Here is a 10,429-nt window from a genome sequence, read left to right on the forward strand (position 1 = left end):
ATCGCTATTCAAGATATTCCCGAAGGTCTGGCCGTCGCCTTGGCGTTGCGTGCGACCGGTATGTCGCCGTTAAAAGCGGCCGTATTGGCGATTCTCAGCGGCGCCATGGAGCCCTTGGGCGCGCTGATTGGTATTGGTGTATCCAGCGGCTTTGCCTTGGCCTACCCGATCAGCATGGGCCTGGCGGCCGGTGCGATGATTTTTGTGGTGTCCCATGAAGTGATCCCGGAAACCCACCGCAATGGCCACCAAACCCCGGCTACATTGGGCTTGATGGCGGGGTTTGCGGTGATGATGTTCTTGGATACCGCCTTGGGCTAGTTCGTTAACCTGAGCGTAACGATGAGTCGCCGGGCTTGATTGATGGTGCTGGCGCGCGTCCCTAAGGTAGCTCCACGACAGCGGAAATCGTGGACCTATCATGACAACAACAATCTCCCCACCGCCGCAGTGGTCGCGCCGTCGTGCTGAAAAAGCACGGCGTGTTGACCAGGTGCGCACCCTCGCCGATGGCGTGGTTTTGCCCAGCGACAAAATCGTCGCTGCGCTTGAGGCCTTGATCGCCCCTGGCGATCGCGTGGTACTCGAGGGCAACAACCAGAAGCAGGCAGATTTTCTCTCGCGCTCCCTGGCCAAGGCCGACCCCAGCCGTTTGCACGACCTGCATATGATCATGCCCAGCGTGAGCCGCGCCGAGCATTTGGATCTGTTCGAGCGCGGCATTGCGCGCAAGCTCGACTTCTCCTTTGCTGGCCCGCAAAGCCTGCGCATCAGCCAGTTGCTTGAAGACGGGCTGCTCGAAGTGGGCGCCATCCACACCTATATCGAACTGTATTCACGCCTGCTGGTGGACCTGATCCCCAACGTGGCCTTGGTCGCCGGTTTTATGGCCGACCGCCACGGCAATATCTACACCGGCCCCAGCACCGAAGACACCCCCGCGCTGGTGGAACCCACGGCGTTTAGCGACGGCATTGTGATTGTGCAGGTCAATGAGCTGGTGGATGACGTCAGCGACCTGCCGCGCGTGGATATTCCAGCCTCGTGGGTCGACTTTGTGGTGGTGGCGGACAAGCCGTTTTATATCGAGCCGCTGTTTACCCGCGACCCACGGCATATCAAGCCCGTGCATGTGCTGATGGCGATGATGGCCATTCGTGGCATCTACGAAAAACACAATGTGCAGTCGCTTAACCATGGCATTGGTTTTAACACCGCCGCCATTGAGCTGATCTTGCCCACCTACGGCGAGTCCCTCGGCCTAAAGGGCAAAATCTGCCGCAACTGGACCCTCAATCCCCACCCGACGTTGATTCCCGCCATCGAGACCGGCTGGGTGCAAAGCGTGCATTGCTTTGGCACCGAGTTGGGCATGGAGGGCTATATCGCCCAGCGTCCGGACGTGTTTTTTACCGGGCGCGATGGCTCCATGCGTTCCAACCGCATGATGTGTCAGTTGGCTGGGCAGTACGCGGTCGACCTGTTTATTGGCGCCACCTTGCAGGTTGACGGTGACGGCCACTCTTCCACCGTCACCCGTGGCCGCCTGGCCGGTTTTGGTGGGGCGCCGAACATGGGCCACGACCCCCGTGGCCGGCGCCATCCAACCCCCGCCTGGCTGGACATGCGCCAGGCCGATGGCAGCGGCGACGTGCCGATGCTGGAGCGCGGCAAAAAGCTGGTGGTGCAGATGGTGGAAACCTACCAGGAAGGCGGCAAACCGACCTTTGTGGAAACCCTCGACGCCATCGACGTGGCAAAGAAAAGCGGCATGCCGCTGGCGCCGATCATGATTTACGGCGACGACGTCACCCACCTGCTCACCGAAGAAGGCATCGCCTACCTGTACAAGGCCCGCAGCCTGGAGGAGCGCCGCGCGATGATCGCCGCCGTGGCAGGCGTTACCGCCATCGGCCTGCGCCACAACCCCAAAGACACCGCGCGCATGCGCCGCGAAGGGCTTATCGCCCTGCCGGAAGACCTGGGCATTCGCCGTACCGACGCCAGCCGTGAACTGCTGGCGGCGAAAAGCATTGCCGAGTTGGTCACCTGGTCCGGTGGCTTGTACAACCCGCCGGCCAAATTCAGGAGCTGGTAATGAACGCACGTCTTGCCCAACACAGCACCCTGAGCCTGGCCGAGCAATTGGCTGACCTGGCCGTTGATGCCCTGATTGATGAAGCCGATCTGTCGCCCAAGCCGGCGCTGGTCGACCGCCGTGGCAGCGGTGCCCATAGCGACCTGCACCTGGGCTTGATGCATGCCTCGGCGCTGGCCCTGTGGCCGATGTTTAAAGAAATGGCCGAAGCGGCGCAGCAGGCCGGTGAGGTCTGCCTACCGCTGCGTGAAGCCCTCGGCCGTATTGGCCGCGACGGCGAGGTCGCCATGCTGCGCACCACCGGCGGGATCAATACCCACCGCGGCGCGATTTGGGCCATTGGCCTGTTGGTCGCCGCAGCCGCCCTGCAACCCCAGCAGTGCAGCGCCGGTGCGCTCACGCTACGGGCAGCACGCCTGGCGTTGTTAGACGACCGTTTCGCGCCGCGCCCGGCTAGTCACGGTGCCCATGTTGCGCAGCGCTACGGCGCCCGCGGTGCCCGCGAAGAAGCCCAGCTGGGCTTTCCGGCGGTGATGCTGCATGGCCTGCCGCAACTGCAGCGCAGTCGCGCCGCCGACAGTGGCGAGCAGAACGCCCGCCTTGATGCGCTGCTGGCGATTATGGCCAACCTCAGTGACACCTGCGTGCTCTGGCGCGCTGGGCTGGAGGGCTTGAATGCCATGCAGGCGGGCGCCCAGGCGGTACTGGATAACGGTGGCAGCGCCAGCCTCGATGGCCGGCGCCAGCTGCGCCTGCTGGAACAGAATTTGTTGGGGCTCAATGCCTCGCCGGGTGGCGCTGCGGATTTGCTCGCTGCCTGTCTTTTTATCGACCGCGCAAGCGCTCAAACCGGGAGCTTCTGAACCATGGAAACCCTGTCTTTTGAATTCCCCGCCGGGCAACCGGCCCGTGGCCGCGCCCTGGTCGGGTGTGTCGGCTCTGGCGATCTGGAAGTGCTGCTCGAACCCGGTCTGGCCGGCAAGCTGTCGATCCAGGTGGTGACCTCGGTAAATGGCAGCAGCAGCCGTTGGCAGCACCTGTTTGAGCGGATGTTCAGCGAGAAGCTGCCACCGGCTTTGCAGGTTGATATTCACGATTTCGGCGCCTCACCGGGCGTGGTGCGCTTGCGCCTGGAGCAGGCGCTTGAGGAGGTGGCCCATGACTGAGGCAGCCTTCAGCAACGAGACGAGCAGCGACGTCACCCGCCTACTCAACAACCGCAGTTTTGTGGAACTGGGTGCGCGCCAACGGGCCAAGGCCTTGCTCGACGCCGGCAGCTTTCGTGAATTACTCGGCCCCTTTGACCGCGTGGTTTCGCCCTGGCTGCCCAAGCAAGGCATCGTGCCCCAGGCCGATGACGGCGTGGTGGTCGGCAAGGGCACCCTGGACGGCCAACCGACGGTGATCGCCGCCATTGAAGGCGCGTTTCAGGGCGGCAGCATGGGTGAAGTCGGCGGGGCAAAAATCGCCGGCCTGCTGGAACTGGCCGCTGAAGATAACCGCAACGGTATCGCCACCCGCGCCGTGCTGTTGCTGGAGACCGGCGGCGTGCGGTTGCAAGAAGCCAACCTCGGTTTGGCCGCGATTGCCGATATTCAGGCGGCGATTGTCGAGCTGCGTCAGTACCAGCCAGTCATTGGCGTGGTCGCCGGCCCGGTGGGCTGTTTTGGCGGTATGTCGATTGCGGCGGCCTTGTGCAGTTACTTGCTGGTCACCCAGGAAGCGCGTCTGGGCCTCAACGGCCCGCAGGTGATCGAACAGGAAGCCGGCATCGACGAATACGACTCCCGCGACCGCCCCTTTATCTGGAGCCTGACCGGCGGCGAGCAGCGTTTCGCCAGCGGCTTGGTCGACGCCTATGTGGCAGACGATATCGACAGCATCGCTAACCAGCTGCGCGGGCTGTTTGCCCGTGGCAGTAACACGCAACAGCGTAGCCGCCAACATGCCTGGTTTTTGCAGCGCCTGAGCCAGGCCAATACCGCCGAGCAGCTTGATGCCGCCGCTGTGCGCGACCTTTATCAAGGAGTTAAACCATGACCAGCACACGGGGTTTGAACTGGCTGCAGGGCCTGGCCGGTGGCACCGCGCAAGCCGGCTACCCGGCCTCGGTACAGGTCATTGACGGCGAACTGGGCAATCGCCCCGCACGCTTTATTGCCGTGGTGCCGGACGCTAACAATCCCTTCCCCCGCGCCCGCAGCGGCGAAGTCGGGCTGTTGGAAGGCTGGGGCTTGGCCAAGGCCGTGGACGAGGCCATCGAGGCCGATCAGCACCTGGCGCAAAAGCGCGTGCTGGTAGCGGTGGTCGATGTGCCCAGCCAAGCCTACGGACGCCGCGAAGAAGCGCTGGGCATTCACCAAGCCTTGGCTAGTGCTGTGGACAGCTATGCCCGCGCGCGTTTGGCCGGGCACCCGTCATTAGCCTTGTTGGTGGGCAAAGCCATGTCTGGCGCGTTTCTCGCCCACGGCTACCAGGCGCAGCGGCTGATCGCCCTGCGCGACCCTGGGGTGATGGTGCATGCCATGGGCAAGGCCGCCGCCGCGCGGATTACCTTGCGTAGCGTCGACGAGCTGGAAGCCTTGGCCGCCAGCGTGCCGCCCATGGCCTATGACCTGGAGAACTACGCCTCCTTGGGTTTGCTGTGGAAAAGCCTGGCGGTGCAGCACATTGAACAACCCGATGTGGCTGACCTGACCGCCGTGCGTGAGTGCTTGCAGCAGGCGCTGGCCGATATTGGCGACAGCACCGATTTGCGTGGGCGCCTGGGCGCAGCCAACCGCCACGCCTCGTCGCAAGTGCGGCAGATGCTGCGCGAGCAGTGGTAAGGGCCGTCGCTAAAAGCGCCTGAACCGAGGCGCCGCTTCACCCCAGCCCTCTCGTCATGGATGGGGCGTTTACCCAGAGCCAAGCGGTTTCGTTATGGCACCGCATGCAGCACGGGTGGCTCTGTGGCAAAGGCCAGCGAGAGGGTTGGGGGAAGCGGCGCAACACGGCAACACCAGCAGAGCAGGAGGGTGAAATGAACACGACTAACCACGCACCGCTTCTGCCCCACGACTTGCTCTGGGGTATGGCCCCGCAGCACTTGCCAACGCCAGCCCCGGCTTGGGCGCACGCCGCTCTTGCCATGGGCCAGCCTGTGGTGGTGCGTCGGCAACAGTTGGCCGAGGGCTGGGTGGCCGTGGGTGTGCGTGGAAGCCGCCGTGAGCAACGCTTGGCCACGCAGATGCGTGTGGCCGCTATCACCCAGCGCATGAGCCCGGAGCAGGCAGCACGGCAACCGATGCAGGTGGATTGGCCCGCAGTGCGTGCGTTGCTAGAGCTGCAACCGCTACTCGATCGGCAACTGCTGAGCTGGGGGGTGACCGGGGGCGTGGGCTTTGAATTGGCCAGTGGCGTTGCCGTGCTGCATCGCGACAGCGACCTCGACCTGCTCTTGCGCACGCCCACACCGCTAAGCCGCGAAGAAGCGCGCAACTGGCTCAAGGTGGTGGATGGCGCCTGCTGCCGGGTGGATATGCAGCTGGAAACCCCCAACGGCGCCGTTGCCTTGCGCGAGTGGGCCGGGCCGTCGCGCCGTGTGCTGCTGAAAAGCACCGGCGGCGCCGCCTTGGTGCTCGACCCCTGGTCGGTACTGGAGGCCTTGGTATGAGCAGCCTGCTGGCATTCCCGGGCCAGGGCGCGCAACAGCCAGGCATGCTTCATCAGTTGCCTGACGAGCCGCTGGTGCGCCTGCACCTGCAACAGGCCTGCGAGGTACTGGATGAAGAGGTGCTGGCGCTGGACTCCAGCGAGGCGCTGCGCTCCACCCGTGCCGTGCAGCTGTGTTTACTGATTGCCGGTGTGGCCTGCGCGCAACTGTTGATCGCGCGCAACGCCGCCCCCGATTACGTCGCCGGTCTGTCCATCGGCGCCTACGCCGCGGCCGTGGTGGCCGGCGCGCTGTCGTTTGCCGATGCGCTGCGCTTGGTGGCGCTGCGCGGTGAGCTGATGCAAAACGCCTACCCCAGTGGTTACGGCATGACCGCCATTGTCGGCCTTGATCTGGGCACGGTTGAAACACTGCTGGCGCAGGTCAACAGCCCAGCGTTGCCGGTGTACCTGGCCAATATCAACGCGCCAAACCAAGTGGTGATCGCTGGCAGTCACAGCGCCATGGCGGCGGTGGCTGAGCGGGCACGTGCCAGCGGCGCTGGTTTGGCCAAGCCCCTGGCGGTCAGCGTGCCGTCCCATTGCCCGCTGCTGGCCGAACCGGCCTGGCAGCTGCAACAGGCGTTTGCCCAGGTGCCCATGCAGCGTCCCGCCATCCACTACCTAAGCGGCAGCTCCGCACGACTGATCGCCGACCCGGAGCGGCTGCGCGACGACCTGGCCGGCAATATGTGCCGCATCGTCGACTGGCACAGCACCTTGCAAACCGCCTACGAGCGCGGTGTGCGCCTACAGATTGAACTGCCGCCGGGCGCGGTGCTGAGCACCCTGGCTCGACGGGTATTTGTTCAAGGAACGGTGATCGCCTTTCAGGGCGCCCGTTTGGATACGCTGGACGCCTTGCTGCGTCAGGAGGTGAGTCTGCGTTCCTGACACCCGCGTTTCGAAGCACAAAAACAACAACTTCGACTTTGTGTAATGAGGACAACAACATGATTATTTATGGCGTGGCCTTGCTGGCCATCTGCACGCTGGCCGGTGTCATCATCGGCGACTTCCTCGGCGTGCTGCTGGGCGTTAAATCCAATGTTGGCGGTGTCGGTATCGCCATGATTCTGCTGATTTGCGCGCGGCTTTATATGCAGCGCGAAGGCGGCATGAGCAAAGAATGCGAGCTGGGTGTGGGCTTCTGGGGGGCGATGTATATCCCCGTGGTGGTGGCCATGGCGGCCCAGCAAAACGTGGTCGCGGCGCTGCATGGCGGCCCGGTGGCGTTGCTCGCGGCAGTCGGTTCGGTGCTGCTGTGCGGTTGCACCATTGCCCTGATCAGCCGCACCAACAAAGGTGAACCACTGCCGGATGACCCTGCGCTAAGCGGCATTGCCCCAAGCCCGGCAGGAGGTCGCTGATATGTGGGACATCATCGAAAAAGGCCTGGAACACAACGGCCTGATCACCGCCTTTGCCGCCGTCGGCGCGATCATGTGGCTGTCGATCATCTTCTCCAAATACCTGACCTTCGGCCGTGTGCATGGCTCGGCCATTGCTATTGTGATTGGCCTGATCCTCGCCTGGGTGGGCGGCACCATGACCGGTGGGCAAAAAGGCTTGGCTGACGTCGCCCTGTTTTCCGGTATCGGCCTGATGGGCGGTGCCATGTTGCGCGACTTCGCCATTGTTGCCACCGCCTTTGAAGTGCAAGCCACAGAGGCGCGCAAAGCCGGCATGATCGGGGTGGTCGCCTTACTGCTTGGCACGGTGCTGCCGTTTATTGTCGGCGCTTCGGTGGCTTGGGCTTTTGGCTACCGCGATGCGATCAGCATGACCACCATCGGCGCCGGCGCGGTGACCTATATCGTTGGCCCGGTAACCGGTGCGGCAATTGGCGCCAGCTCTGATGTGATGGCGTTGTCCATCGCTGCCGGCCTGATCAAGGCGATTCTGGTGATGGTGTTCACCCCGGTGTCGGCGCGCTTTCTGGGCTTGGATAACCCGCGCTCGGCCATGGTCTTTGGTGGCCTGGCGGGCACCGTCAGCGGCGTAACCGCAGGCCTGGCGGCCACGGACCGGCGCCTGGTGCCGTACGGCGCGCTAACCGCCACCTTCCACACCGGCCTGGGTTGCCTGCTTGGCCCATCGCTGCTGTATTTCTGTGTACGCGGGTTGGTCGGTTAAGCACCGGGCTTTACGCCTCAGGCGTCCTGCCTGAGGCTGTACATGCGGCATTCGGCCAGGAGCGCGAGCAGGTTAGGGTCGCGCTCTTTGGCTTTGAGAAACACCACGCCAATGTGTTGCTGCAGACGGTAACGGGCTTGCAGCGAGATCAGCTTCACGCGGTTCTCATACACCGCCGCAATACGCCCCGGCAGCAGCGCATAACCTACGCCAGAACTGACCATGCTCAGCAGGGTAAAGATGTCATTAACCTGCATCGCCACCTTGGGTTCAAACCCCGCTTGCTCAAATACCCGGCCCCCATCGCGGTGGGTGGCAAAGCCTTGGGTCAGGGTAATAAAGGTCGATTCGCGCAGGTCCGCCAGGTCCACTTCGGGTTGGCTGGCAAAGGGCGAGTCGTTGGGTACGGCAAGAAAGATATCGTCGGCAAACAGCGGCAGTTGCTCGCAATCCGGGTCGCTGACGCCTTCGTCCAGGGATACCAGAATGGCATCCAACTCCATGTTTTTCAGGCGATAGAACAGGTCGACGTTAGAGCCCAGCGTCAGGTCGATATTCAACTCGCTGCGCCGCAGTTTCAGGCCCATGATCAGTTGCGGCACGGTTTTCACCGTCAGCGAATACAGCGAACCGAGCTTGAAACGCTCCGCAGAAAAGCCAGCGGCTTCGCGGGTCAGGCGTACGGTTTCGAGCAGTTCCTGAATCAATTTCTGGCCGCGCTCTTCCAGCACATAGGCGCTTTCCAGCGGCGTCAGGTTGCGCCCTTCGTGTTTGAACAAGGGGCAGCGCAGGGCGCTTTCCAGGGAGTGAATGGCGCGGTGCACGCTGACGTTGCTGGTATTCAGTTCTGCTGCCGCGCGGCTCAGGTTGCCGGTACGCATAAAGGCCAGAAAGGTTTCCAGCTTCTTCAGAGTCAGTTCTTCATCAATCTGCATGGGCGGCTTCTTGTTCTAGGTGTGCCAGATTGCCCCTAGTGTGTCGGAAATTGCCGACAAAGCCGATGCGCCTTTGGCAGGGTGCCGCTACTGGCCAGCGATAGGCTCGGTGTACGCCACCAGGCGATTACGGCCCTGTGCTTTGCCCTGGTACAGACGCCGATCGGCACAGCGGTACAGGTCGCTGGCGTTGTGGCCGTCGGCGGGCCATTCGGCCAAGCCGAACGTGGCCGACAGTGAAATACGCTGGCCGCCGTACGTCAGCGGGTTCGCTGCAATCTGCTGGCGCAGGGTTTCCACCAGCGGAGTGGCGCTAGCCAGGTCGGTGTTGTGCAGGATCAGACCAAACTCTTCACCGCCGAGGCGCCCCAAACTGTCGGTTACCCGCAAGCGCAACAGCAGGCCAGCGCAAATGTGTTTAAGCGCCTCATCGCCCCCATCGTGGCCCCAGCTGTCATTCACCTGCTTGAAGTGGTCGATATCCATGATCACCAGCACCAACGGCAAACCGCTGCGTTCGGCCTCCAAAATGCTGCGTTCCAGGCCCTGCTGAAAACTGCCACGGCTGGCTACGCCGGTGAGGGCATCGGTTTGCGCCTGGCGCTCAAGCTGGTCGTAGGCGGCAGCGCGGCGGGTTTCGTACAGGTGCACAAACACCATGATCAGCACGCCGCAAAACACCGCGTTAAACACGTCCATCAACGCGGCAGAGTGACTGGGCAACGGGTACTTATCGAAATACAGCAGCACCGACGCCAGCACGAACGGTGCGGTCAGCAGAAAGCCGCGAGCACGGCCAAGCAGCAGATAAGACAGCAACGGAATCACGTACACCCAGACAAACGCCGTGGCCGAGGCTTGCGGCATAACGATGATGTACAGCACAAAGCAGAAGGTCGGCAGCAGGAAGAGATAAATCCACGGCACCAGGTTGCGCGCACTGACAATCTTCCACGCGCCCCAGGCCAGCACGATGCACGCAGTGAGTTCAAAGCAGGCCAGGGCGAGGTTGCCGGCGGAAAATTGCAGAGCAGAGAAAAAGCCGATAGTCAGCGAGGAACTGGCCAAAATCAGGCGCATCAGCGAGCGTTTGCCGGTTTCTTCCAGGCCGTTTTTGCCGGCTGAGCTGCTGAAGTGTTGAAGCATGGGGTTAACCCAAGACGGCGTACGCGATGGCGCATTGCAATACAGCGGCTGCGGATTGGCAAGGGGCCACTATGCAAAGCGTGAAATCTGATGCGGGAGGCGTTGGTTGGGTCGCTGCGCGTTCGGTGATCAGCGAAGCGCAAAACGGGCCGGCCCAACCTACGTACGTTCACTCCAAAGGCTGACGGCCATGCTGTGCTGTGCGCCCGGCGCGAGGGTGACGATATCGTCCATCACATTGGCGGTTTCAATGCACAACATGCCCGGCCAGGCGTCGTCGGCGAATTGGCTCAGGCGTTGGGCTTTGTCGATCCACGGGTTCCACACCACGGCTGAGCGCGAGCCGCTGCTGGCCAGATGAATACGGCGCTGCCACAGCGGGTCGAGGATGCTTAGCTGCGCGGGTACATCGAGGTAGATG

General features: G+C 62.9%; 12 protein-coding genes and 1 pseudogene. 10 read left to right on the forward strand and 3 right to left on the reverse strand.

The features are described from left to right. The 10 genes from AAAB16_RS17910 to madM all read left to right on the forward strand — a co-directional run. Window positions 1–321, forward strand: a 321-nt coding sequence (locus AAAB16_RS17910; RefSeq protein ID WP_340664543.1) for a ZIP family metal transporter, incomplete at its 5' end; no start/stop codon positions are given. Window positions 322–421: 100 nt separating this feature from the next. Then, on the forward strand, window positions 422–2,098 hold the full coding sequence (gene mdcA, locus AAAB16_RS17915; RefSeq protein ID WP_340664544.1) for a malonate decarboxylase subunit alpha: 1,677 nt from the start codon (window positions 422–424) through the stop codon (window positions 2,096–2,098). Beyond that, complete coding sequence (locus tag AAAB16_RS17920) at window positions 2,098–2,961, forward strand: triphosphoribosyl-dephospho-CoA synthase (RefSeq protein ID WP_340664545.1); 864 nt, start codon at window positions 2,098–2,100, stop codon at window positions 2,959–2,961. The genes mdcA and AAAB16_RS17920 overlap by 1 nt, the downstream gene beginning before the upstream one ends. Window positions 2,962–2,964: 3 nt before the next feature. After that, window positions 2,965–3,264: a malonate decarboxylase subunit delta gene (locus AAAB16_RS17925; RefSeq protein ID WP_340664546.1), complete on the forward strand. Its 300-nt coding sequence runs from the start codon at window positions 2,965–2,967 to the stop codon at window positions 3,262–3,264. After that, window positions 3,257–4,138, forward strand: a complete 882-nt coding sequence (locus AAAB16_RS17930; RefSeq protein WP_340664547.1) for a biotin-independent malonate decarboxylase subunit beta — start codon at window positions 3,257–3,259, stop codon at window positions 4,136–4,138. The genes AAAB16_RS17925 and AAAB16_RS17930 overlap by 8 nt, the downstream gene beginning before the upstream one ends. Beyond that, on the forward strand, window positions 4,135–4,926 hold the full coding sequence (gene mdcE, locus AAAB16_RS17935; protein ID WP_340664548.1) for a biotin-independent malonate decarboxylase subunit gamma: 792 nt from the start codon (window positions 4,135–4,137) through the stop codon (window positions 4,924–4,926). The genes AAAB16_RS17930 and mdcE overlap by 4 nt, the downstream gene beginning before the upstream one ends. A gap of 194 nt (window positions 4,927–5,120) precedes the next feature. Then, entirely contained in the window at window positions 5,121–5,753 is a 633-nt protein-coding gene (locus tag AAAB16_RS17940) for a malonate decarboxylase holo-ACP synthase (protein WP_340664549.1), read from the forward strand. After that, window positions 5,750–6,685 (forward strand): malonate decarboxylase subunit epsilon, encoded by a 936-nt coding sequence (gene mdcH, locus AAAB16_RS17945; protein WP_340664550.1) that lies wholly within the window; start codon window positions 5,750–5,752, stop codon window positions 6,683–6,685. Before AAAB16_RS17940 ends, mdcH begins: the two co-directional genes overlap by 4 nt. Window positions 6,686–6,744: 59 nt before the next feature. Then, a complete protein-coding gene (madL, locus tag AAAB16_RS17950; RefSeq protein WP_340664551.1) occupies window positions 6,745–7,161 on the forward strand; it encodes a malonate transporter subunit MadL in 417 nt (138 codons plus the stop codon). Window position 7,162: 1 nt separating this feature from the next. Continuing rightward, window positions 7,163–7,927 carry a malonate transporter subunit MadM gene (gene madM, locus AAAB16_RS17955; RefSeq protein ID WP_340664552.1) on the forward strand — a complete coding sequence of 255 codons (765 nt, stop codon included), beginning with the start codon at window positions 7,163–7,165 and terminating at the stop codon, window positions 7,925–7,927. 17 nt (window positions 7,928–7,944) lie between these two features. Here the strand turns inward: madM and AAAB16_RS17960 are convergent, their stop codons facing one another. The 3 genes and pseudogenes from AAAB16_RS17960 to AAAB16_RS17970 form a co-directional block, all read right to left on the reverse strand. Continuing rightward, complete coding sequence (locus tag AAAB16_RS17960; RefSeq protein WP_340664553.1) at window positions 7,945–8,862, reverse strand: LysR substrate-binding domain-containing protein; 918 nt, start codon at window positions 8,860–8,862, stop codon at window positions 7,945–7,947. Between the two features lie 87 nt (window positions 8,863–8,949). Beyond that, a complete protein-coding gene (locus AAAB16_RS17965; RefSeq protein ID WP_340664554.1) occupies window positions 8,950–10,008 on the reverse strand; it encodes a GGDEF domain-containing protein in 1,059 nt (352 codons plus the stop codon). A gap of 159 nt (window positions 10,009–10,167) precedes the next feature. Next, window positions 10,168–10,429 (reverse strand): annotated as a pseudogene (locus tag AAAB16_RS17970) (D-hexose-6-phosphate mutarotase); the annotation flags it as partial.

It is taken from the genome of Pseudomonas sp., assembly GCF_037994325.1.
In the GTDB taxonomy this organism is placed as follows: Bacteria; Pseudomonadota; Gammaproteobacteria; order Pseudomonadales; family Pseudomonadaceae; genus Aquipseudomonas.

What these genes read in the sequence shown, in the direction of transcription:
- AAAB16_RS17920 (WP_340664545.1), top strand. Translation starts at nt 2,098, where the DNA reads ATGAACGCACGTCTTGCCCAACACAGCACCCTGAGCCTGGCCGAGCAA.
- AAAB16_RS17960 (WP_340664553.1), bottom strand. Translation starts at nt 8,862, where the DNA reads ATGCAGATTGATGAAGAACTGACTCTGAAGAAGCTGGAAACCTTTCTG.
- AAAB16_RS17940 (WP_340664549.1), top strand. Translation starts at nt 5,121, where the DNA reads ATGAACACGACTAACCACGCACCGCTTCTGCCCCACGACTTGCTCTGG.
- mdcA (WP_340664544.1), top strand. Translation starts at nt 422, where the DNA reads ATGACAACAACAATCTCCCCACCGCCGCAGTGGTCGCGCCGTCGTGCT.
- mdcH (WP_340664550.1), top strand. Translation starts at nt 5,750, where the DNA reads ATGAGCAGCCTGCTGGCATTCCCGGGCCAGGGCGCGCAACAGCCAGGC.
- madM (WP_340664552.1), top strand. Translation starts at nt 7,163, where the DNA reads ATGTGGGACATCATCGAAAAAGGCCTGGAACACAACGGCCTGATCACC.
- mdcE (WP_340664548.1), top strand. Translation starts at nt 4,135, where the DNA reads ATGACCAGCACACGGGGTTTGAACTGGCTGCAGGGCCTGGCCGGTGGC.
- AAAB16_RS17925 (WP_340664546.1), top strand. Translation starts at nt 2,965, where the DNA reads ATGGAAACCCTGTCTTTTGAATTCCCCGCCGGGCAACCGGCCCGTGGC.
- AAAB16_RS17965 (WP_340664554.1), bottom strand. Translation starts at nt 10,008, where the DNA reads ATGCTTCAACACTTCAGCAGCTCAGCCGGCAAAAACGGCCTGGAAGAA.
- AAAB16_RS17930 (WP_340664547.1), top strand. Translation starts at nt 3,257, where the DNA reads ATGACTGAGGCAGCCTTCAGCAACGAGACGAGCAGCGACGTCACCCGC.
- madL (WP_340664551.1), top strand. Translation starts at nt 6,745, where the DNA reads ATGATTATTTATGGCGTGGCCTTGCTGGCCATCTGCACGCTGGCCGGT.